This is a genomic window from Cupriavidus sp. SW-Y-13 (assembly GCF_009793345.1).
Classification (GTDB): Bacteria; Pseudomonadota; Gammaproteobacteria; order Burkholderiales; family Burkholderiaceae; genus Cupriavidus.
This window is the reverse complement of the sequence record NZ_WHLX01000004.1, coordinates 230,509-253,306: the sequence shown is the minus strand read 5'-3', so window position 1 is coordinate 253,306 and position 22,798 is coordinate 230,509. Positions and strand designations below refer to the sequence as shown.

Below are 22,798 nucleotides of genomic sequence, written 5' to 3'. Positions count from 1 at the left end.
TCCATGGTTTGTACCTCTGGCCTATAGATTTCTGCAATCTAGCACGGCAGGAGAGCCCGGGGATTGCCGTGTGGGCCGGCGCTCAGAGCTTGGGTTCCCGGACGCATCTGCCGCCTTCCAAACGGCGTAACCTTCGGGTAGATTGTCGACCAGGAGGATTGATTGCGGATTTCGGTGAAGGTGATCAGCGGTTTCGGCGAACGTGATCAGGGAAGGAAGGTGGTACTGCGCGGTCAGGAGATTGTAGCGTAGGTGATCACGATGCCCGTTTCTTGGCGTCGGTTGACGTGCGCTTGCGCATGGATTCGCCTTTGAGCGGCACCTTGTGTGCCTGGTGGACCAGCCGGTCCAGGATGGCGTCAGCCAGCGTCGGATCATTCAACCACTGGTGCCAATGTTCGATCGGGAGCTGGCTGGTCACGATGGTTGACCGGGTACCGACGCGATCGTCCAGAACTTCAAGCAGATCGCCGCGGGCGCTTTCAGAAGGCTCCTGTAGGCCCCAGTCGTCCAGCACCAGGACGTCGATGCGCGCGAGCTGCGCCAGGCGGCGGGTGAAGCTCCCGTCGCCGTGGGCGATCTGTAGTTCCTCGAACAGTCGCGGCACCCGCAGATAGAGCGCAGAGAATCCCTGCCGACAGGCCTGCTGGGCAAACGCACAGGCCAGCCAGGACTTGCCGGCACCGGTCGCCCCGGTCAGGATGAGGCTCTGAGCATTGCGGATCCAGTCGCAACTGGCCAGGGTGGCGACCAGCCGCTGGTCAAGGCCGCGGCTGCCGTCATAGACCACATCCTCGAGGCATGCCTGGGTGTGCTTGAGCTTGGCCGAGCGCAGCAGCCGCTCCAGCCGCCGGGTGTCGCGCCAAGCAATCTCCCGGTCGACCAGCATGGAGAAGCGTTCCTCGAACGGCAGGCTGGCGCTGGCGGCCAGGATGGACTGTTCCTCGAAGGCCCGCGCCATCCCGTCGAGCTTGAGGGCTTTGAGTTGGCCGACGGTGTGTTGCATCAGCATAATTTTCCTAATGGTAGTAGTCGGGGCCACGCACGTTGTCGTGCATGGGGGAATGCCACTCGGCTTGCGATACCGGCAGAGTGGCCTGCCGGTCCAGATGGTTTTCAAGGATGGAGACCACCGACTTGCGCGTGAGCGAGCCAATGGCGACGGCGCGGGCGCAAGCGGCCTCGAGCCGTTCCTTGCCATACTTCTTGGCCAGACTCAGCAGACCCAGGCAGGCGCGATAGCCCATCTCGGGATGGCTCTTGTGGGTGAGCTGGTATTCGACGATGACGGCGACGCTGGGCCCAATCGAGGCTGCCCAGTTGAGCAGCCGGCCGGGCGTCCATTCGAGGTGCGCGCGGTGGGCCACCGGCATGTGTTCCTTCACCGTGCTGTGGCTGCCCTTGCGGGTATTGCGCGCGTGCAGCGCCACGCGCTTGCCACCGTACAGGATCTCGATGGTGTGGCGGGTTACGCGGGCCTCCACCGCCTTGCGCACCAGAGCATGCGGCACGCTGTAGTAGTGTCCGTCGATCTCGACGTGGTAGTCGACGTTGACGCGGCACTGTTTGAACGTTGCCACTTCGTAGCGCCGCGGCGGCAGCGGTCGCAGCACTGGCCGGTCCAACCGCTCGAACCACTCCCGGCGCGTGCCGGGCAGCTTCTTGAACGGTCGGTCGTTCAGGTCGGCGACGAGCTTCTTGATGGCCTTGTTGAGCTCGCCCAGGCTGTAGAAGCGGTGGTTGCGCAGCCGCGCCAGGATCCACCGCTCGACGATCAGCACGCCGGTCTCGACCTTGGCCTTGTCTTGCGGCTTGCGCGGCCGCGCCGGCAGCATGGCCGTGCCGTAGTGATGGACGAAGTCCTCCGCCGTCCGGGACAGCACCGGCTCGTACCGGTCAGGGCGAGCCACCAGCGCGCGCGGGTTGTCCGGCACAAGCAGCTCCGGCACGCCGCCGGCGTATTCCATTGCGCAGACCATTCCCCCGATCCAGTCGGCGGTGGTCTGCCCCCGGGTGGCGCACGCGTAGGTGTAATTCGACGCGCCCAGCACAGCGACGAAGATGCTGGCTTCGAAGGCAAGGCCGCCCTCGGCATCCAGAATCGGCACCATCTGACCGGCGAAGTCAGCAAACAGCTTTTCGCCGGCGCGGTGCTGCTGGCGCATCGACCGCTTGAGCGTCGCGGCCCAGTCCCGGTAACGGCAGCAGAACTGCGTGTATTGGTAAATGGGTATCCCGGGATTCGCCTCCAGGTATTCCTCCCACAGCAACTGCAGTGTCACGCCCTTGCGGCGCAACTCGCGATGCAGATAGGGGAAGTCCGGCGTCACCCGCCCGCCCGGGCTGTTGGCCGGCTTCTGCGCGCCGAACAGCCGCTGCTCCAGCGTATCCTCGTTCAGGCTGTCCGCTTGCGGCCAATCCAGCCCCGCTGCCTTCGCCATCGCCGCGTACTGCGAGACAGCGCCAACACTCACACCCGTCGCCCTAGCGATCTGCCGGTGCGAAAGGCCACACGCCCACTTCAGGCGAAGCACTTCCTTGATTTTGCGCATGGTCATCCGGTTGGCCGGCATCAGCTTGCTTCCTTGCAAAAAAGGAAACAGCCTATCGCCGGCGTTCTAGTCCATGCGCAGTCCCACCCCTAGCCCTTGCCCGGCCCCATTACGGTGCGTGATCACCCATTTCGGCAACGTGATCACTCGTTTCGGGAACGTGATCACCGATTTCGGCGGCGTCGCCGAAGTGATCACGTTCCGCCGAAACCAGCGATCAGCTTCCCGCCGAAACAGGTGATCACGTTCCCCCGAAATCGCTGATCACGCGCCCCGAAATACGCAGATTGATCACCCTCTCAACTTGAATTGGCGCCAGCTCAGAGCAATAGTCTCTTTCCTGGAGTTGATTATGACAACTGACACGGGTGGTTCATCTAGCGAGCCGGTGGCTCTCGCAGATCGAGCCGAAGTCAACCACGTTAAACGACACATCCGCAAGTGCCAGCGTCATCTGGCACGCCTTGACGGTCACCTCACCAGCGCCTTCGATAAAGCCCTGGACAACTCTGACGACGATACGGACCCTGAGGAACTTCAGACCTTGGGCGAGCAAAAGACGCAGTGCGAGCAAGCTGCTCGCAAGTACTCGGAAGCCATCGGATTGGCTTCCGCAAAGAAGTTGACGGAGGAACAGTTTGCGGTCGTGACGACCATGGTCAATGAGGCAGATGTTGCGCTGAACGAGGCCGAGCCGATGGGCTGGCCCTCGATGAAGTAATCGTACGCAACCTACCGTTTGATGAACCAAGGCCCGCTAAGTCGCGGGCCTTTTTTCATGGGTCAGTGGTACTTGGGCGCCAATTCGATTGCCTTGGCTACATGCGGTTGTAGCTCATCCAAATAGGCATCAACGTCGGCATCCTTCTGTGCCAACAGAGCTTTCTGCCCGACCACGTTTGGCCATTTTACTGCCGCGGCAGCTACGTCGATTGCACCGAGCAAGGTGCGCATTCGGACGCCGCGGTACCTCTCTTCGAGTTGGTCCGTTCTGATGACGTACCGTACAAGCATCGGTGAGACTTGCGCGGTGGCGGCCAATTGCATGGGGTCTTCTATGGCGCCAAGCTCGTCGAAAGTCAGACTCAGAACATCCTCAAACGTGAACTGTTTCATATCGAAAGTAGGTGGCTAAGGCTCACGGCGGATTGTACCAATCAACTCTGGCCGTGGCCTTGCCTCCCTTACCCCTCTCTCGCGCATGTACATCCAGAATGCTGACCGGAGATCAGTGCAACGCCGCCTTGCGCTTTGCTCGCTGGTACCAGCCTGGTAAGTAGGACGCCCCTTCGGCTAAGTCTTTCGCCAACTCAGGGTGTGACCGTGCCCAGTCCTGCAGAGCTGACCAGGCAGGTGAGGAAAAGAACCGCTCTTCGTCGTCCCCGTACTCGGCTTCACCGGCAACCACGATGCCAAACTCTTTACTGAGCTGCTGGATCTGTGTTTCCGAGAACCGCGTCAGATCAACCCTGGCCTCACTGGAGTACTTCACCAGCCACCATCCCTCTTTCTGGGGGCGGCCATTCTTTGGATGGGGCTGAAACTTCCGAAGCATCGAGACGCCGAGCGGAGTGCTGTCCATCCAGCCGTCTCCGCAAGTGATATATGGGCCATCGCTCGTAACGAAGCCTTTGCAGAGCAGCCCACCAAAGTTCGCTCTGTGGAAAATGCGGGTGGAGTAGCTGTCGTCGTTAGGGTCGATCACAAAGCACGCTAACACCCCTTCAAGGTCGTTAGTGCTCAGTGGCGACGCTATGGCAGCAAGGCTCTCTGGTCTAGCAGAGGTATGGCACACCGCCTCCATGCTCGCCCCCAAAATTGGCAACGGATAGGGCCCTCCATCGTGGCGGCGTTCGGATTCAAGCGTTATATAGGGCATTTCCAAAGGCCAGCTTATACGGGCGGTCCAAGGGCCATCATCAGGACTAAGCTTTGTCCCGCGAGTAATGAAATCCATGAAGGCCTCTACAGGGCCAGGGAACACCCGTTCGTCCTCAGAATTCCGTCCGAGAGAAGTTAAAAACGGGCCCTGCAATGCCCACCACTGGGCATCGCGACAACCAGGCATCAGCCCGCAAAGGTGATGCCAGCTGGCCACGTCAAAGATGGCGGCAACCAGCGCCTGCGCTTGCGCAGTGCCGGCTTCGGTTGCTCCCGCGATGCTGAGAAGCTGTCGAGCCAATATCAGCCACTCCGCCGGGCTAGGCCAGTGACCCCACTGCGGCGTCGTTTGCTCGCGATCACCTACCTGGACTGATTCGAATCCCGGCCATCGCTTGATTCGATTGGCGAACTCCTTTTCCGAGTCGCCGTTCTTGTGCAACCGACCTAGCGCGTGCTCGGCGCGGTCAAGTGTCGCGCTGGACCAGCGAGGCGGCTCAGGGACTGGTCTAATCTCTGCAAACGGGACGTTGTCGCGCGAGAATGCAAGGATATTGTGGGCTCGAGATATAGCGGTTGGCCATTGATCGGAGTCTCGACACATATCTAGCAGAGCGGCGACACACTCTGCCTCCGATGCTCCTGCCATTAGCCAGTCGTAGCGACTCGCCAGGACATCTGCTGAGTTTTGCAGCTCAATCAGATAGCGTGCTTGGGGCAGACCGCCTTCGGCGATTGCGACAGTCTCGAAATCAGGCTTGGTGAACAGGTCTTCGAAGCGGTCGTACCAATTCCCACCCAGACAGACTTTGACGTTGCCCAAGAAAGGCTCGAGTCGTCTGGCCAGATCGTTCCAGAACCCGTTGGACCCATAGGGGTGTGCAAGAGCAGGCATGCTGAGTCTTCCATTTTGCGCGGCGTGAGAGGTGTGCACATTGCCTCGGCCGCGACAGAAGTCAGCACGAGAATGAGGAGGTGGAATAGGCCCTGTTTTACCATCCGCCGAGTCGGCGGGTGCACGGAAGGCTTGGGCAGCGCTCCAAGCATGATACTCATCGTCGGCAGAAGATCAAGTGGTCTGATCATTGGTCTGGGTGACCGGCCGTTCCCCTGCCATGTCATGCCGCCATTGGCTGGCCCGCCCCTGCTCAATAGATCTGGTCGTGAAGAATGATTGAGGTACTGTCGTCTGGCCCTACCAAGGCAATGCCTTCTCCAGTCATCGTGTAGAGCGGCTGACTCGGAAAGACCCTGCGCACGCTTGCCAGATCGAGAAACTTTGGAACCTCAACGGGGCTGTCTCCGGCGAGTTCGGGCGAAAGGTCGCCGCCGCCTGGCAAGTCAGAAGGCGACCCTCCGGTTCGCACCTCAAACGGAGGCATCGCGAGAATTCCAAGCGGGATGTAGTCGGCAATCACCCATTCGTTGTAGCAACCTTGGCGCCGATTGGAAATCGTCAGCGCCAATTCTTGAATTGAGAGGCTCGCTGGCGCGTCGCACATTCGGCTTCCCGTCTGGTCAGTCCACGAGCCACAATCTGCCGCATCTGCACACCGTAGGGATTGCGGAGAGTGCAGGCCGAGAATCACACCAACGCAACCAACCGCATTGCTCGCATAGTGTTGCCCAAACCGGTCGCCTGGCATGACCACCGACGCGGAGAGTCCTCCTTGCGCTTTCCCGTCAAGTACCTTCTGCAGGTCGTCAGGGAACCACAATCTTTCAGCGTCAGTTTTCCCCGCGCCTTTCGGCGCCCCAGAAAAATGTACGAGCAGGCCACTGACGCCTTGGAGGAGTTGATACACCTCGCCGACTGTGGGTCGAATGAGAGAATTCGTCATTGTTGATCGTCTTGCGATTCTGGTGATGGTTGGTCTTGATCTGTGTCACAGGGCGCACATGGGGGGCGGCTAGATTACCTCCGTCGCGCCGGGCTTAATTGCCGAAGTCATTGCGCCGGGGTGAATACAAACTGCTGCATCCAGGCTGCAAGGTCTTCCAGCGCTTGCAACGCCCCGCTCAGCGTCGCATCCTTGGGCATGCCGCTGATTCCGAGATACTTGGTCGATCGACCCTCCTCAAACAAATTGTCTGCCGGGTCCGAGTGGGTACGCCATGAACTGACTTCGTTCTTCGTGTCGGCGTAAAACCTTTGTTTGATCTCTTCGATGCTTTGCTTTTCGGTACCGAAGCTGATGTAGCCGAGAACGTAGAAGTACAGCGCATGATCTTCATCCGTTTCATCTTCACCATAAGCCAGTACCACCTTCGAATATTTTCCCCAGCTAGCAGGATAAATCTCGACTACATGCTGGTTAAGGGATCGCCAGACCTGCTGTTTCGAAGTCAGCGCGACGGACCCTTCTAGTGTCATAGCCGATAGACGTTCTCGCACGCGTGCCGTGGCATCGTGCTCAAGCTGCGATTTGAACTCGCCTAGGAGATCGGCGGCCTGGCTAAGTGCATGGAAGTTTTTCAGGGCAAAGCTGAATGCTGCGTCTGACATTATGGTGCCGCTCTCTGGGTTGGCGAGTGACTCTAGGTGGTTGAGAAATTCTCTGTAGAAAAAGTGCCACTTTGATACCGGTGCCCGAACGAATTCCTGGCCTAGAAGATCGAGCGCTGTCTTCACGAGATCGGGATAGGTGACCACCGGCCATCCCAATGGAACATCGGAGGTCCTATCGGTCGGGCGGAGTACGCATTTGATAATTGGCCCACCGGCTGCGCGTTCAGCAAGCAGCCGGTCGTAAACGTGGAACGGGTTTCCGCGTGCGGTGGCGTAGACCTTATTCTCGATGCCCAGAACGAAGTCCCCGTCAGAAATCACGAGATCAAGGCGTTTTACAGAATCACTCTCTTGATCGGTCTGGGCAACTTCCCGTTCAGCGGTAACGCCGTCCCAGTCGACCGACTCGACTATGATCCCTTCAGCCAGGCCTCTATTTGCGAGACACGATAGAAGTGCTTTTGCTAGCCATCGCGGCGCTTGTGGTTCCGCACCCATGAAAAGAGCCATCAGGTCGGACGTAGGGTTCTCCAAATACCCCGCGCCGCCAACCGCGTAGAAGTTGAGTTCCGGCGATTCCATCTGGGGCAGGTCCCCGATCTGCCTCAAAACCTGTGCAAGTTGCTCCATTAGTCTCGTATCTCTTCAAAGCCGGTCTGTGTTGTCGCCACACGCTTGGCGGCGGATTTACCCGCCGCACACATCGCAGGTCAGCAGGCCATTGATGTACGGCCGGTTTCCCTGATGGGGGTCAACAATCTGTTTGGGATGGTAATGGCCCTGAACGCAATCGGGGGGGATGTCTTGGCGAACGACATAGCAGGGGGGCTCACCCCCAAAACCCAAGGGGCGCCGAGCGGCTAGTTGCCCCCACTCGGACAAGATCATCTTCGCCACTTCAACATGCTGCGCCGCAGGCACGAGGCCTACTGGGACATCGACCTCCAGAATTGTCGGGATGCCATAGTTGCGAAGCCGGAAGCGGTAGTCTTCACCACTCAGGGGACGGCCCAGATGCGCCGCGAGCGCCATCAAATATTCACTACCTTGGATGAGGTAATGGCCGCATTGTTTTACTAGAAATTCGTCACTTCCCACGAGCCACATTTTGCCCCGCTCCCTATCGCTGCGGTCGGCGAACTGCTTGATGGCACTATCCACGTCCTCCTTGGGTACATCCGAAAAAATCTCGCGGAACGCGTCGCAAAGAAGTTCGCTGTCTTGCCCGAGCAAGCCGCGCTCGTAGTAGCTGGCCAGCTTCAACGGGCGGCAGCCATGAAAGCCCTTGAAATGCGTGTAGTAGCTGGTTAAGCCAGCGACGAATTCGGGTAGGACGTATTCCGAGTCGGGTAGCCAGGCAAAGTCGTCCGACCAGCATTTCGGCCGCTCTTGCGAGAGATGCTGTCGCAGTTCGACGGTTAGCACATGGCCTGCATAGTGGCGGATGCTAGCCAGCCAGTTCCGGCGCATTCTCCAGTCAAAAACCTTGGTATTCATTAGGGTCAATTGTCAGCTAGTACGGTTAGGCGCAATGTAACTGAATTGCCGCGCGGCGATCGGCGATCATGACACGTCCGGAGTACGGCGCGAGGCTTTGGCAGTGACCGTGACCTAGACCAAGGATGGCCCATTTTCATTCCTCGAAGCTAGCGCCCAACCTGATGCCTTGATCAGTTGAAGCAGGCGACCGAGTTGTGAGGAGGCGACTGTCTGGTTGATCGTCGGAAATAGCTCACTCAACATATCGTCGAACGTCAGTATCCTGATGGGGTTTCCATTCAAGCTCTGGCGGAACTCTGGGTGCTGTTCCCAAGCAGTCCGATCTGCTTGGGCAGTGAGCCGCGTCACGGCCGTTACGTACGTGAATGCCTTTGCGCCCGTGGCTCGCTCCACCTCAGCGCGAAACGCCTGCGCCCATTTCGGCCTGGCGAGCTCGCGAAATGCCATCCATGCTTCCCTACCATTCACCTTCTTGTTCTTGGCGATCGCATCACTCCAATACTGCGGGCTGAAGCCTTGCTGCCAGCTCTTGCAACTGACTACCACCACCCGTTCGGGCCCCTGCATTAGCGGGTGAATGCCGATCACGTCGACGTCGCTGTGAACCGCATCGGCTTGGGCGACATAGTCGACATGGTCTTTGGCTGGTCGGAACTTCAGGTTGTGCTGGGTGAAATACCCCTTGTGCTGGAGGTACTCGTCGACCATCTGCTCCAGAATGTCTTCTTTCATGTCCCCTGCCCTTTGTCTATCGTGGACCCGAATCAAGCTGTTGGCAGTACCGATCTTCCAACCCCCAATAACTTAGGGGAAGGTGCGTACCAGGTACGCGACGATTTGGTGGCCAACGGTGTTGAACTGCTCAAGTGACGTAACCATGAACTTCAGTTCGTCGCCTCTGCCACTTGCGTACTGCCGAACTTCGATGCGCTCGTTGATGAAGTCAACGACTAGGCGCACGCGAGGCTTGTCACTAGCAACCCACGCGGTCTCTGCAATGTCCACGCTCACTGTGCGACGTTGTAAAGCCCAGCCGCTGACGGTAGTGACCAGCCTCTTGCCGAGCCGCATTTCAATGCGGTAGGCACGCGCTAGCATCTTCGCTAGCAGGCGTGCTCGACGAACTTCGAACATCGCTTCCCCCATAGGTTGATTTCAATTACGTTGATTGCGAATCCCAGAACTTCCTCATTGCAGCTCGGCGGCGGGCGTCCTCGGTCGTGACGTAGCGGGTGGTGGTATCAAGCGATGCGTGCCCCGCGTTTTGCTTGACGGCCTCGAGCGGTGCGCCAGCGGCCAATGCATGGGAAATATGGGTGTGCCGCATCCAGTGCGTGCTGGCCGCCGCCAAGCGCGAGGCGCCTCGGGCGTCGACCGCTTCCAGCTCGGACGCGCACGCCTGGAAGAACCGCTTGATCTGCCGGTACAACGTGGTCGCCGCCAATCCCGCCTCGGCGGGGGCCGTGTCAATCTTCGCCCACCCCCCTGCCCGTTCCTCCTGGTCGGTCGCGTGGCCGAGCAGCGCCACACCGCGGCACCGGGCAGGATCACTGGCGAACCCCCGCGACTCCAGATACTCGCCCAATGCGTGGACCGTCGTGTCGGGTACCGGCACGCGGCGCAGCTTGTTCCCCTTGCCGATCACGGTGAGCCACCAGCCCTCCTCACGCTCGCCGGTACCGGGCTGGGCCAGGCTCACCCACTCCAGATCGTCCGTGCTGGCCGCGATCACCTCGGACAGCCGCAGGCCGGTCGCGTACAGCAGCGGCAAAGCGACCTGCAGCCGGCGATGGATGGACGTCGCCGGCAGGCGGGCCAGACACCCTTTGACAAAGGCCCACTGGTCCTCTGTCAGGCTGCGGCCGACGTCCAGCTCGGGTTTGGCGCTCGTCGGCACGTGAATGCCCTGCCAGGGATTGCCGGCCAGGTAGTTCTTGGCGTTGAGATACGCATACAGGTTGGCCAGCACCCCGATCGCATAGCCTTGGGCGCGAGGATTCAGCGGGCCCTCGAATGGTCGCCAGAGGGGCGTCCATCGCTCCCGCGAGCGCGGGCCGCACCATTCCTTCGGTGGGTCGGCGAGGAAGTCCCGGTACGCCATGCAGTCGTCCGTGTCCATGGAGGACAGCGGCTTTCCCCGGGCCAGCATCGACCACAGGAGGAAGCGTTCCGCCTCCTTCCGGTACGCCCGCTGGGTATTCGACAGGTAATTCAGCCAGTCGTAGGGCCCCTGCCCCGTGCCGACATCCTTGCGCTTCTCCCGCAGGCGCAAGATCCGATCCGGCGCCAGCCCGGGTTTGGAGCGCAGCCAGGACAGCACCGCTTCGTAGTCATTGTGGGCGTTGATGAGGCAGCGAGCCTGCGGCAGGCGGTAGGCGCCGTCGCGACCGTCCAGATGGACAGGCAGCACCAGCTTGTCGAGCGGGACCAGGGCGTTTTCCTTGCCGCGGGGCACGACCGAAGCCATCTCGTGCACATAGCGCCTGCGGCGCGGTACGGCCACGTGGTTGCCGATCGACCGGCCCAGCGTCTCGGCGTGAGTGGTCAGGAAGGCTTCGATCGCCCTCGCCTTGCCGGCGCCAATCGCCGGCAGGCCGCGGGCCCAGCCGGCACCCAGCCCGTCAATGCGATCGAGCAGATCCGCCAGCGTCGTCACACCGGCCACCTCCAGCCGCTCCGCGAGGGGTTCGGCCAGCCAGGCACGGCACGCGTCGCCGGCGAGGACAGGCTGGGCGTACCGTTCTTCGAGCCAGTCGATCGCCTCCAGCTGGCGGCGCATCATCCGGGCGCGCTTGGACTCCCGTTTCAGGGCGTCGCCATAGCGTTCCTGGTAGGCGGCCAGTTGCTCGGACTCGCCAAAGCCGTCCATGCCGGTCTCCGCCACAAACTCCTCGAGCGACGGCAGCCCCAACCCTTTCTGCCCGATCTTCCGGAGGTCCCTGGCTTCCAGCTTCAGGCGGCGGGCGGTACCGGGGCGCTGGGCCCGAGTTGCCGCGGCGACGAGCTCGCTGCGCAGCCAGGCTGTCACCCGACGGACCTTGGGATGGGTGGCAAAAGCGTGCGCGGCCGGATCGGCTTCGATGTCGGCCTCCGCGCCCTCCTCGCCCTCCGGGGATCGGGCCAGCAATTCCTGGTCGGCCTCGATCTCGCCTTCCTCCATCAGATAGCGTTCCCACATGGCCCGTGCATGCAGGCCCTGGATGATGGCCCGCAGGAACCCGAAATGCCCCCGATGCAGCTGCCGGCGCGTGACGGACCGGCGTCTGCGCAATGGCGTCACGATGGTGGCCCCCGATGCCGGGGCGTTCATGCCGAAGCCTCGCGCATGGCCCGGGTGCGCTCGCGGTGCTTGGCCAGGTAGCCGCGCTGGCCAAGTGTCGGCACGACCGCCAGCCGCAGGTCCGGGCTGAGACCCAGCGCGTCACGCGCGGCGGTGTCCAGTTCGGGCGAAATCAGTATCCGGCCGTCGTCGTCGAACGCGATCAGCCCCGTCTCGAACAGGCAGTCGAGGTTCGCGGCCAGCAGCAGGCCGTTGTCGATATCGTGGCGAGCGGTGGGCGTGTCGCCGCAGTCGGCCCAACGATGGATATGGGCCGCGCGCAGGACCGCCGGCGTCGAAACGCCGCTCACGGCGCAGCAGCCGTGCAGCTGGAGAAGCGCCTCGCGGAACCGTCCCTGTCCGATCCGCCCCCGCACCTGACGCGCCGCTTCCGTCGGCAGCCCGTTCTGGGCGGCCAGCGCCTCCAGCGCGGCGTCGAGCGGGTCCGGGGCGGCACGCAAGGCGCCGCCTGCCTCGGCGATCGCGGCCCGGTCCTGTGCCGATGGCGCCTGACCGGCTGGCAGACCGAGCAAGTCGGCAGCCGGGTACGCGCGGCCGTCGAGGACCACTTGCAGCGGGTCCATACCTGCGCCCGCGGCCTCCAGCTCCATCCCGGTCAGGCCGGCGGCGGCGGCGCGTAGTTCACCGGCGCCCCACGCCGGCTGGGACCGCGTCGGCGTCCGGCCACGCTTCAGGGAGAAGCCCAAGGCCTCGAGGTGCGCGCGATATCGCGTGTACTCGCCGTCGGGCATTTTCCAGTTGAAGGTGGGCAGTTCGGCTGCGGTACACGCCTCCTGGCCGATCGCGCGTGGGCTGTACCAGAGTCCGTCGAGGCCCAGCCGCCATTCAGTCTCGTGCGGCTTGTTGGCGATGTGTTTCATGGAAATGGCCCATTCCATCCTGTCTCGCAGCGCGGCAGCCCCGGCCTCGACGTCGTGCCGCTGCAGTCGCGACCACGCTGGATTGTCCGCTGCCGCGACCTCCTGCCCGGGCCGTCGCAGCGGGATATCCATCGCAGCCAGGCGGCGGCGGGCGGCTTCCCCGGCAAGCGTGTCGCGCGTGAGCTCGCCAAAGCCGGCGTGCCGGTGCGCGAGCGCCAGAATGGCCTTGGTCGGGTACCACTGCCCTGCGATCTGCGCCTCCCATGGCGTGCTCGACTTCAGGGCGGCGACCCGCTCGCCCGCCTGCCACGCGCTCGCGGCGGCCTCCAGGTGGGCATGGGTGATCTGTTGGAGGGTGTCGGGATCGCGGGCCATGTGGTTTGGTCGGTGGGGCGCAGAACCCGCCAGCCCAATGCCGGCGCGGCCTCCGCGCGAATTCGTCACATTATAGGCGGAGGCGTGTGCGCGATGCTAGGTGACCCGTACCTTATTTTGTGTGTGCTTGATAAGTGCGGTTATCATGCACACACAAAGCTGGCTATTCTGAATGGCGTTTTTTGCAAAGTGATGGAGGCGGCACGCATGAGCCATGGGCGCGAAGTTGAATCCGGTACCGCGCTTGAGTGGTTCGAGATCCGCCAAGAGGGAGTGCCGTTGTGCGGAGGCGTCTCGTATCGAGGAATGACTGCCAGGCTGCATGCTCCGCTGGCATGGCGCCGAGTACGCCCCTTCCAGCGGGCGGTCAAAAGCCAACATGCCCTACTCGCCGGCGGGCTTCAGAGAGCATCGAGCGGCTACAGCGCCGTCCGAAACAGCCTATCGACTTCAGCGTCCTTCCTAACTTTATTCCCTACTTGCGGCGTCAGCGCAAGTCATAGTCCTTGGGCGGCGGCGGCGGTGCCTCGTCCCCCAACAGTTCCTTGTTGATCAGCTGGGGCATGATCCAAATCTTGTGGTGTAGAGAATGGTGAGGACCATGTGCCTGCATTCGATTGTGGCCACGGCGCCAATGGAGTGAGTGACCGACCTTGCGCTCTGCACGCTCCTGTTCCAATCGAATACTGTCTTCCGGTCCAATCTCGATGAAATCATATGCCCTGAGCGGGCGCGAAGTCCTCGCACCGGGCTTCGTTGCCTTGCGGGCCTTAGCTTGCAGGAATGCGAGGCTACGGCTGTCATTGGCATTGTGAGGAACGATGCGCGCCGACTTAACATCCACGTAGAACAGGATCTTGGTGGCGAGGCCAATCGCATGAGCCCGGACGTCAGAATCGACCTCTTCTACCGACAACTGGAAAAACGTGGCTAGCGCGTCGTAGAGTTTTCGTTCCACCCCGTCATCCACATCCACCTCGAAGGCGTCCAATAGCGATGTGATGACATCCGTGCCCTCAGTGACGATCGGGCAGATCGTCAGCCGGCGGCGCTCCGTTTCCGCGGACACCATTTCCGAGACAAAGAAACCGTTCAACGTCACGGGGTCGCCTTCCACCGTCGCATATCTTATAGACGACTCGAGATGGATGTAGATATCCGGGAAGGGCGAGCGAATCTGGGAGAGCGGCATGTCCCTTTCCATGACGGTCATCTGCAATCGCTCGACCAAGCCATCGCGTGCGTAGAAGACCCGGCCGTTACACTTGAGGAAGTGAAGCGCCTCGAAGAAATAGACCGGCACATTGATAGGGTCCGCAGTACGTGGTGACGCGTGAGTAACCAGGATGAATGGCGGGAGATCGCGGCAAATCACCTCGCAGAATTCCTGGTATCCCAGGCCCGGCACTTCAGCAAGTTCGCGGATTTTGGCGGCGACGTCCTTGCGGAAGTGGCCAATAAGCTCGCGCACCGGGTTCAGGCGCTCCATACGGAAGGGATATGGGTAGGCCATCAGGTTCTGATGGTCCGCTTCGTCTTCCGACTCGATCACGTCGATGTAGTGGGTGGAGAGGACCATCTGCCGGGTTTGCAGGGGCATGCGGTAGAAGGCCTTGGGGCGCCAGACGCCATCGAGATCTAGAATGGGAAGATCGCCCTGCTCTACTGTGTCGGGCACCTTCGTTTCGGCACGGAAGCTGATCTCAATGCCCATGTCCGCAAACGCGGGGGCCAATACCTCGCGAACATCTCGGTCGTCGACAAGGAACGACGGATGCCGCTGGATAGGTATGGTCGCATTGCCACCGTGATTGATCTGCTGATACTGACGTGAAACGAGCACATCAAGGGTATGCCCGTCGGGTCGGGTGGCAAGCGTCGCCATGATGCTCGGTGGGGACCGCCATTCAGGCGCCGGGCGCAGTATTCCCGTGGCCTCATCGCAATCGCGGAGCTCAGCGGGAAACGAGATTGCCATATCCCAGCGGTCAGCTGTGCGCAGCGCCTCGTCGATCGGCTGCACGGGCAGGATTTCACACCGCCAGTCGGAATGCGCGTTGACCGCCTCCTCGACCTTTTTGTGGATTGTCGCAACGCAGCTCTGGAGACTGCGGGCGCCTCCTTTACCGTCATCAACGAAGGCGTAGAGGAGCACGTGCCCAGTGGGATTCACGCCCCAATGCAGCTGGAGTTCGTCAAGAACGAGCCCACTGTAGTCCATCCCAGCCGCGAGCTCGGCAAAGTGGAAAAGGAGATGCAACTGCGTGCTGCGCGCAGGAAAGACGACAATCTCTCCAGGAAGCCCCATCTTTTGGGTCGTGTCACCGGTAAAGACAGTGAAATCGGAATCAGTCATCGCTCGCGCGAACAGCGCCGGCCCGACTTCCCGGGTTCCATAGTGGACGACTGGTACGGCATAGAACGTAGAATCGGGAACGAGCTCCCGCGCCAGGGAAGTGTAAAGGCGAGCCGCTCGAGTTCGCTCTACAGGGCTCGGGAGCGTTGCGAGCGCGTCGTCAAGGAATGGAAGTTCATTCGGGTTAAATGCCCCTCGAAGACGAGAGATCGCTTTCGCAGTCGTCGGTTCCCGGGCGGCCTCCAACAGCTTCAATCGCAGCGATAACAGCTCAGACTTCTGTATGGGCATTTTCAGTCTCCGCGGTGCGCGTCCCAACAAGATTACCCGGTCCCCATTCGAAACCCAAGCAACGTCACCGTCTTGATGTGCCTCCTTCAAAACATCCAAGGATTAGCATCCGATGGGTAGCAGCACGACCCTGAGACTGTCGCGACAGGCAAACCTCTGTTTTAACTTGTAGCTTCCACTGACGCCGACACGGATGACTGCGCCGTACAACAGGTACACAACCGCCAATTGGGAACTCTCCCCCTCGGGCCCACACGTTGTGGGTCCTAAGAAAAAGCCGGCTGGCGCTGGCTTGCTTACGCTTAGGGCGTGCTGATCGTCGTGGAGCAGACCCCTGATGCCTGCCCGTTGCACATCATGACCGGCCCGACGCATCCACAGCCGCCCTGCGGTGGATTGCCATCGCGTTCGATCTTGCAATACTTGTCGATCGCCACCTGTTTCGGAGGCTGCCCTACAAGGTAGGAGTACGTGGTGATCTGGACCACCATTGTGCCGCCCCACCTGTCAGCGGGGTTCCCGCTGCCCTTGGACGAGATGGCGCCCGACACGCAGTTCTTGTCGATGGGGTACATGCCGTAGCGGCCGTTCTTGCGACTGAGTACCTTCGCCGTGTATCCGCAGATCTGGTTGCCCTCCGGCGCGCAGACCTTGAACTGCCCCTTTCCGCTGTACCCGCAATTGCCGCTCCAGTCAGAGGGGCAGGTGAAGGTATCTTGCCCTCGCTCCATGCCGGCCGCCCAGACGTCAAAAAATTCCTTGCAGGCTTCAGTGGTACACGAATCACGCGCGGATGGGTCTTTCCATTGAGCGTGTGCTTGGGTAGCCAGGCCAACCAGCGCGAGCAGGCACAAACCAAACGTAGCGACGAAAACTCTCATAGCTCCCCCGTTCTGGATCGGTCGGATGCTACGGCCCGGCGCGGGCCGCACCTGCTTCTCTACAGCGTCAGACGACAGTCACGGGCACAGTGTTGCCGCTGATCGTGAGCATGTCGTGCTTCGTGACGAATTCCTCGCCGGTGATGCGGATCTCAGCGATGTGAGTCGTGCTCTGCGCAGCATCCGCCTGGGCGTCGAGGAACGCCTGGGTGCCGGCCTGCACCAGCGTCGGCAGCGAGTGCTGAACGACGTTGGACCAACGGGCGCTGGTGATCTCGACATCGACCTGCGTAATCGTGGCGCCGCCGACCCGCGGCTTGGGCAGCAGCTCGGCCATCATGCTGAAGCCGTTGGCGTACTTGAAGGTGATGAGTTGCATCGCGTCCAGCGATGTGTGTGGGTAAATCGGGTTAACCATATTGTGTTGCCTTGTATGTTGCGTCGGCCGGTTAATCCCGACCGAGTGCAGTGATCGTGCCGCGCCCGGACCCAAAAGTCAAAATGCGAGCGGACGTAGTAAACCCCGTGCGCACAACGTCAGTAGTGCGCCCGTGGGCGATTTCGCCACCCTATATATAGAGGGCATGGAACAGGCGCGGCGCTTCCCTGAGAGTTTCCCCCGATGCAACAAGTCAGGTCAGGAACCCGAGCCGCTCCGCATACTCCTCGTCGGTCAGGTTTTTCATCTCCCGTGCGCGCACTGCCGCAGGATTTGGCTGACGGATCAGCGAACCTAGCGGGCCGGGCACGTCGACCGACGGGAAGAGAAGATCCCCGCGATCGCGTTCTCGGGCAATGTTCACGAACATCTGGACTTCAGGTGGGAGGGGCATATTTGCTCCGCTGCTATAGGAGCCTTCATTGTCACGGCGACGCGCGACGCAGATCGGGGGCGTTTTCCTAGCTTCTGCGATCGTAAAAAGTCGAGGTCAGCAGCGGAGCAAGCTTGGCCAGATCTGCGAAATGAAGCGCTGCCGGGCCCTGCATGCGCTGGGTGGCTTGCCCGCTGGGACTTCGGGGACAATGGCCGTTCCGCTGCACGGCCGATCGCCTTTTTATGCCCACTTTCCCCATCCACAAAGAGTTTCACCTGCTCTCGTCGACGCCAAACCTGACCTGGCAGAAGAAGACGCCGCCGGCCTCCGGGGCACACGTCAACATCTGGTGGCTCTATCTGACTATGCAGAGAGCCAGCAAGCTCGGGCTCACGCTGGGCGGGCCCGGACAGGAGACCGTGCGAGCTACTGCGGAGGCAGCATTGTCCGTGTGTGCCTGGGATGGCCACGGCTATTCGGTGACGCCAGCGTACTCCCGCCTCAAGGATTACGTGAAGCCATTCCTGTCGGGGACCTTGGGTGCGGGGCTAGCCCTGCTCCAGATGGACCACGCCGGCTACCCATGGATGGCGCACTGGGAGGACTGCGGGGGGCAGACAACGTCAGCGCATCCCGACTTCGTGTTCTTCCGCGCCTCTTCCGCCACGACGCCGGCGGCCGTGTGCCTCGCCGAGTCAAAGGGCTCGCGAGCGACGACGACTGATCTGGATGTACAAAAGGACTGGGAACGGCAAGTCTGGTCCAACCGCCATCAGGTTCTCACCCTGCCAGGTGGGGGAAACGTTTCGCCCACGGAGGGAACGCTCGTTTCCAGTGAGCTGCCCGGACCCGCAGGAAAGAAGCGGTTCCGGTCCACCCTGGTACACGGGGTGTTTCCGAGCGGGCTACCGGCCGTGACTCCTGCTACCGCATCGCCGCCCGGCGGCGGAGTGGGCCCGATCGCGGCCGGCGGCAAGCAACCGCTGGATCAGCACGCCCCAGAGATGGACTGGCGGGGCATCCAGCGTGCCAGCCTGCGCCACACTTGCCGTCTGCTCGACATGCCGCTGACGGAGTCCATTCTCGCGAGCCGATTCTGGGACGGCTTTTCGCTCAATCTCTTTCTCAGCCAGCCACGACCATCAGCCCGTCGCGTCGTACTGGAGCTGCGCGATCGCCGTGCCCTACTGGGATGGGATGATCAATCCGAACCTGACGTTGTCTACGCGGGCCCGCCGCAGGTTGTGGTCCAGCCGGACGGCAGTTGGTGGGGAGCGACAATCTACTGTCGCTCCAGCGTGCTACGGGAAGTGCTCAGGGGGCGGGTTGTTGATGTCGTCGATACCACCGAACGGCGTGTGAGATCCTGGGGGGAAGGCGGGCAGCAGATGATCCGGTTGGAAGCTGCCGACGGCGTCGGACTGATGGTGCGCAAGATGTTCGGAGCCCCTGGCTCCTAAAGCCAATCTGGAAAGGCTGGTGGAAACACGGCCTCCACAAAAGCGAAAAAGGGCGACCATCGGTCGCCCTTTTCTGAACGTGCTGCCTGTGATTAGGCTGCCGCGTCCTTGAGCTTCTTCAGCGGACGCACCTTCACCTTGACCGATGCCGGCTTGGCGGCGAACCATTGGTCTACACCAGTGAAGGGATTCTTCCCGAAACGCTTTTTCGTGGCAGGAACCTGGATAGCGGCCACCTTGAACAGGCCCGGCAACGTGAACTCGCCAGCGCCCTTCTTGTGGATAGCGCTCACGATGGTGTTCTCGAGATGAGCCAGCACAGTCTGCACGGTCTTCTTGTCCAGTTCAGTCTGGGCGATCAGGTGGGCAAGCAAACTCGACTTGTTGAACGTCTCCTTCAGCGGCTTGACCACCGGTGCCGCAGCGGCGGCCTTCGGTGCTGCCTTCGCAGGGGTCTTCACAGCAGCCTTCTTGGCCGCGGGCTTGGCGGCCGGCTTCGCAGCGGCCTTGGCAGTCGTCTTAGCTTTTGTAGCCATTTTCGGTTCGTAGTCTTAGAGGTTTAGCGTGCCAACGCACTGGCGATCTGCTCGGGCGCGACACTGCCCGTGATATTGCCATGATGACGCGCGTTTTCAAGGCCTTTTTTGAGTATCCGCGTTACAGGATGTTCCGGCGTTGTCGTGTCCATGCATCGCAGGCGGAAGCGCGGCGTATAGCCTTGCGCCGGCAGCGCCGTCGCCGATTGATACGAAATCAGCCAGGTATTCAATAAGCCCATCGACGACGCTAGCGCGTCCACCGAAGCGACCTTGCAGGGAATGTGAGCGCTATGTCGCTTGACCCGCGAGGATCGTTCGCGGATAACCAAAGCTTGCCAACAACCAGTTGCACAGATGATCAGGTTCAAGCTTCCCGCGATGAGAATCGCCAACGTCGCGATTCTCTTCTCGACGTACTTCGCCTATGCAGTTGCTGTCTCAGCCTACTCGTACGCTGTGGCCGCACACAGGTGGGCGGCTCCTGGGAAACCTCAGGCCGAGAGGTTCTCCACGGAGGTGCGTCAGTACGTCTCAGCACTGCAAAACTGGGAGACGCAATGGCATCCGCTTTTTCCGAATACCCTTGACCACCTTCTGTTCGGCGTCTGGTGCGCGGCGTTGGTGTCGATTGCTGCTTTGGTACTGCTTTGCTCGGATCAAAACGCTGGCACCGGCACGTATCGACTCGGTCGCAAACTCCGCATTTCCCTTGCAGCGACTCTCGCAGTTTTGGCCTTCTGCGGCCTATCGATTCGGCCTTACAGTTGGCTTGACTACATCACGGCGGCGTCGGCCGGACTGGTGATCGTTGCTGTCGGCATTTCAAACTGCAACGTTATCGGGTTTGCGCGGCGCAGACCAAGTGCGTTTGTTTTCGTGCTCGGGATTTTCCTTTGGCTGCGCTTGGGAGTAGGTTGGGAGTTCCACCAGTGGTTGATCGACGATCCCAAGGCGGAAGGCACGCCAAGGGAGCTTACTGCCTCCATTGTGGGACTGATTGTCGGGTCATACCTTTGGGGCAAAGTATGTCGGGGACTGGAGCGCATCCTGCGCCGGATTAGAGGTGGCAGGAGCCAGCAGAACGTTGTGGTGAACGCAGCGGCATAGCGTGGTTCCTTGCGCGGTACGAGGGGAACGCGTTGAAGCGCCGAGACTTCCCCCCTGAAGCACAAAGGCCCCACGAACCGCGAGGTCGTGGGGCCTTTCGACTTCTGAACGCCAGTCGCTAGCTGCTAAGGCTTCCTGCTATTAGTGGATCACAACGGAAAGAGTCGTGCCGGCCGGTACTTTAACCGTCTCGGTGTATCGACCCTTCACAGCTTGCCGCACGACGGGCAGGCTCGCATATGCCTGGAGCGTGGTGGGCACCGTCTGAGTCAGCGTCCGGTACGGCGCGTAGGCCGTCGGATCGATGGCCGGAATGTTGTACCCGTTGTCGGAGCGAGCCGGGAAACCAAAGCCCTTGGGGCTCGTCGCTGCTGGAATAAGCGCTCCCGCCGTTGCCGAGAATCGGCGGAACTGCCCCACGAAGCTGGTGCCGGGGAAATTCGTCTTGATGACGGTATCCAGCACGTCGACCGAGTTCGTCGAGCTCATGTTCCCCAGCAGGGACTTGAACATGCGCAAGCCCAGTTGGCGATTCAGGAAGCCGCCGAACGATCCCGATACGGAGTAGCTATCGCACGATGCGCTGAACGGCGTCCAGTCGAGCAAGCTGCAGTTGTAGCTTCCGCCCTTGTACTTGACGTAGTCATAGAAGCGAACGTCTCGAATGGGATTGTGGCCGGGATCGAGCGTAGCGCTGGCGAAATCCTCCATCATCATCGCCGTGGCTTCTTCCAGCCAAGTCGCGAACATACTCTCCACGCCGCCCAGAACGCCACGGCGATAGAAATTTTGGGCGTGCATGCCTTCGTGCGCCATCGACATGACCACTTCCGTAAGACCAGTGGCGCCGTCGAGGTACAGGGTTTCCGAGTCCAGATACAGCGACAACGACTCATTGCTGTACGGATTCGACGCACTCTTCGCAATGGCATTTCGCGAATAGAAGTAGCCTGTCATCCCGTACGGGGCGTTGTTGCGATCGAAGTTCAGAATGACGATATCGATCGGCTGGCCCGTGCCTGGGATGAGATTGATATAGCTGTGAGAGCCCCAAAGCGGGCCGCCGACATCCTTCAGCATGTCGTAGACCTTGCCGGGCGAAGCGAAGCGGTCGGCAAGCTGGTCGATGATTGCTGAACTGACTTTCGTCGGGGCATTCTCGGAGTTCTCCACCCAGAAGTTCACCGTGACACCGTCGGTCGTCGTTGCCTGGCGAACCAGGGTGGTCGATCGGACGGAATTGTCCTCGTTGAACCAGTCGCGCGTGTCATTCACAACGGACTTGCTCGGCCCACTGGACATCGAGTATCGCGGTGCGGTGCCTTGGCTACCGGCAAGGGCGGCCCAGCCATTTCGGTTGAACTCGCCGATGCGTTGCTTTGCATCGGTGGCGGGGTCTTGCCAACGCAGCTGGCTTGCTGCGACCGACGGGAAGCGGGAGGCCGTCAGCGAAATGGCAGGCATGGGCTGCGCGACGCCGCTCTCGTTCGTGAAGACAAGCGTCACATCCTGACCGGTGAGGCCATCAATGCTCACGGGCACATCGGCGGCAGCCAACGAGGCATTCGTTGCCTGCCACACCCCGACGCCGGTGCCGGAGTACGTATTCGAATCAACCGCGCCACAGTTCAGGCAGGACGGCGCCACCAGGCTGGTGGGCTTGGCCGGCGTGACGGGCGTGGTTGGGCCCTCCGGTGTGCCGGTCACCGGTGAGCTGGGAGACTGCGGGGTGGCCTGGGGCGTTTCCGCGCCATCACCACCGCCACCACAACCTGCGAGGGCAGCGACCAACATGGCCAGTGCCAGAGCCCCCTTCTTGTTTGACAAAGTTCGCTGAATGCGCATAACGACGACTTCTCCTGTTGTTATATGAATCGACTTCTTCCCATTTGTGCTGAATTTGGCAGATGTGATAACGGCCCCCGTCACGACTCCAACACCCCCGTATGGGAGGGGGGCCGCATCCAGCCAGACGCCGCGATCACTTTGCGCCATCTTTGCGAAGCATAACACGTACGCACACGCCGTATAAATCTAAATGGATTCATGGGGGCGCAGCAACGCTCCGCTGTTCGTGGGGTCGTGGGAGCTCTCGTCCGAATGAACCTGCTGCTCCGCGGCCTTCTGGCGTCGTTCGTACTCGAGCAAGGCATGCGGAGGAGGCGTGCCGACGACGTAGCCATTTTCGATGGCAAAGAACGATCCGTTACGAAGCCCCGTTTTGATGGACGCGTCGATCTCTTCCTTGCCGAATGTCTTCCGCAGGGAATCGATGAACTCGGTAACCGAAGGCATCTGCTCGCGAGCGTTGGTGGGCTTCTCGAGATCCATT

At 61.1% G+C, this 22,798-nt stretch carries 22 protein-coding genes; 3 read left to right on the top strand and 19 right to left on the bottom strand.

All coding sequences use genetic code 11. The features are described 5' to 3' along the window. Positions 1-256 precede the first annotated feature (256 nt). Complete coding sequence (gene istB, locus GA566_RS31235; RefSeq protein WP_024569300.1) at positions 257-1,012, bottom strand: IS21-like element ISRme9 family helper ATPase IstB; 756 nt, start codon at positions 1,010-1,012, stop codon at positions 257-259. 7 nt (positions 1,013-1,019) lie between these two features. Then, entirely contained in the window at positions 1,020-2,573 is a 1,554-nt protein-coding gene (gene istA / locus GA566_RS31230; protein WP_017515619.1) for an IS21-like element ISRme9 family transposase, read from the bottom strand. 331 nt (positions 2,574-2,904) lie between these two features. Here istA and GA566_RS31225 point away from each other — a divergent pair, with 331 nt between their 5' ends. Continuing rightward, positions 2,905-3,273 (top strand): hypothetical protein, encoded by a 369-nt coding sequence (locus GA566_RS31225; protein ID WP_017510565.1) that lies wholly within the window; start codon positions 2,905-2,907, stop codon positions 3,271-3,273. Between the two features lie 62 nt (positions 3,274-3,335). Here the strand turns inward: GA566_RS31225 and GA566_RS31220 are convergent, their stop codons facing one another. The 13 genes from GA566_RS31220 to GA566_RS31160 form a co-directional block, all read right to left on the bottom strand. Then, a complete protein-coding gene (locus GA566_RS31220) occupies positions 3,336-3,668 on the bottom strand; it encodes a hypothetical protein (protein ID WP_011514862.1) in 333 nt (110 codons plus the stop codon). Between the two features lie 112 nt (positions 3,669-3,780). After that, complete coding sequence (locus GA566_RS31215; RefSeq protein WP_017510564.1) at positions 3,781-5,328, bottom strand: hypothetical protein; 1,548 nt, start codon at positions 5,326-5,328, stop codon at positions 3,781-3,783. 253 nt (positions 5,329-5,581) lie between these two features. Beyond that, the gene (locus GA566_RS31210; RefSeq protein WP_011514860.1) at positions 5,582-6,274 is read right to left on the bottom strand and encodes a hypothetical protein; all 693 of its coding nucleotides are present in this window, start codon (positions 6,272-6,274) and stop codon (positions 5,582-5,584) included. Between the two features lie 107 nt (positions 6,275-6,381). Then, complete coding sequence (locus GA566_RS31205) at positions 6,382-7,572, bottom strand: PD-(D/E)XK nuclease family protein (RefSeq protein ID WP_017510562.1); 1,191 nt, start codon at positions 7,570-7,572, stop codon at positions 6,382-6,384. Positions 7,573-7,629: 57 nt separating this feature from the next. Beyond that, complete coding sequence (locus tag GA566_RS31200; protein ID WP_011514858.1) at positions 7,630-8,439, bottom strand: hypothetical protein; 810 nt, start codon at positions 8,437-8,439, stop codon at positions 7,630-7,632. A gap of 114 nt (positions 8,440-8,553) precedes the next feature. After that, positions 8,554-9,174, bottom strand: a complete 621-nt coding sequence (locus tag GA566_RS31195; protein WP_011514857.1) for a hypothetical protein — start codon at positions 9,172-9,174, stop codon at positions 8,554-8,556. A 72-nt stretch (positions 9,175-9,246) separates the two neighbouring features. Continuing rightward, on the bottom strand, positions 9,247-9,576 hold the full coding sequence (locus tag GA566_RS31190) for a hypothetical protein (RefSeq protein WP_124682092.1): 330 nt from the start codon (positions 9,574-9,576) through the stop codon (positions 9,247-9,249). Between the two features lie 25 nt (positions 9,577-9,601). Further along, the gene (locus tag GA566_RS31185) at positions 9,602-11,752 is read right to left on the bottom strand and encodes a phage integrase family protein (RefSeq protein ID WP_011229412.1); all 2,151 of its coding nucleotides are present in this window, start codon (positions 11,750-11,752) and stop codon (positions 9,602-9,604) included. Beyond that, entirely contained in the window at positions 11,749-13,017 is a 1,269-nt protein-coding gene (locus GA566_RS31180) for an HNH endonuclease (RefSeq protein ID WP_011229411.1), read from the bottom strand. The genes GA566_RS31185 and GA566_RS31180 overlap by 4 nt, the downstream gene beginning before the upstream one ends. A gap of 487 nt (positions 13,018-13,504) precedes the next feature. After that, positions 13,505-15,373, bottom strand: coding sequence for a hypothetical protein (locus GA566_RS31175; RefSeq protein WP_160475163.1), 1,869 nt, complete (start codon positions 15,371-15,373; stop codon positions 13,505-13,507). Between the two features lie 593 nt (positions 15,374-15,966). Next, positions 15,967-16,395 (bottom strand): hypothetical protein, encoded by a 429-nt coding sequence (locus GA566_RS31170; protein ID WP_160475162.1) that lies wholly within the window; start codon positions 16,393-16,395, stop codon positions 15,967-15,969. 217 nt (positions 16,396-16,612) lie between these two features. After that, complete coding sequence (locus tag GA566_RS31165) at positions 16,613-16,963, bottom strand: hypothetical protein (RefSeq protein ID WP_149135212.1); 351 nt, start codon at positions 16,961-16,963, stop codon at positions 16,613-16,615. Positions 16,964-17,177: 214 nt separating this feature from the next. After that, the gene (locus GA566_RS31160; protein WP_237380965.1) at positions 17,178-17,354 is read right to left on the bottom strand and encodes a hypothetical protein; all 177 of its coding nucleotides are present in this window, start codon (positions 17,352-17,354) and stop codon (positions 17,178-17,180) included. 248 nt (positions 17,355-17,602) lie between these two features. Between GA566_RS31160 and GA566_RS31155 the strand changes: the two genes are divergently transcribed. Continuing rightward, entirely contained in the window at positions 17,603-18,820 is a 1,218-nt protein-coding gene (locus GA566_RS31155; protein WP_160475161.1) for a hypothetical protein, read from the top strand. A 92-nt stretch (positions 18,821-18,912) separates the two neighbouring features. Here GA566_RS31155 and GA566_RS31150 read toward each other — a convergent pair whose 3' ends face one another. After that, positions 18,913-19,356: an HU family DNA-binding protein gene (locus tag GA566_RS31150; protein WP_011514853.1), complete on the bottom strand. Its 444-nt coding sequence runs from the start codon at positions 19,354-19,356 to the stop codon at positions 18,913-18,915. A gap of 23 nt (positions 19,357-19,379) precedes the next feature. Next, positions 19,380-19,727 (bottom strand): hypothetical protein, encoded by a 348-nt coding sequence (locus GA566_RS31145; RefSeq protein WP_237380964.1) that lies wholly within the window; start codon positions 19,725-19,727, stop codon positions 19,380-19,382. Here GA566_RS31145 and GA566_RS31140 point away from each other — a divergent pair. Continuing rightward, positions 19,714-20,466: a hypothetical protein gene (locus tag GA566_RS31140; RefSeq protein WP_149135210.1), complete on the top strand. Its 753-nt coding sequence runs from the start codon at positions 19,714-19,716 to the stop codon at positions 20,464-20,466. The two genes, GA566_RS31145 and GA566_RS31140, sit on opposite strands and share 14 nt — an antisense overlap. Before the next feature lie 141 nt (positions 20,467-20,607). Here the strand turns inward: GA566_RS31140 and GA566_RS31135 are convergent, their stop codons facing one another. Continuing rightward, the gene (locus GA566_RS31135) at positions 20,608-22,395 is read right to left on the bottom strand and encodes a hemagglutinin (RefSeq protein WP_370459391.1); all 1,788 of its coding nucleotides are present in this window, start codon (positions 22,393-22,395) and stop codon (positions 20,608-20,610) included. 105 nt (positions 22,396-22,500) lie between these two features. Further along, entirely contained in the window at positions 22,501-22,797 is a 297-nt protein-coding gene (locus GA566_RS31130) for a hypothetical protein (RefSeq protein WP_149135208.1), read from the bottom strand. Position 22,798: the final 1 nt, after the last annotated feature.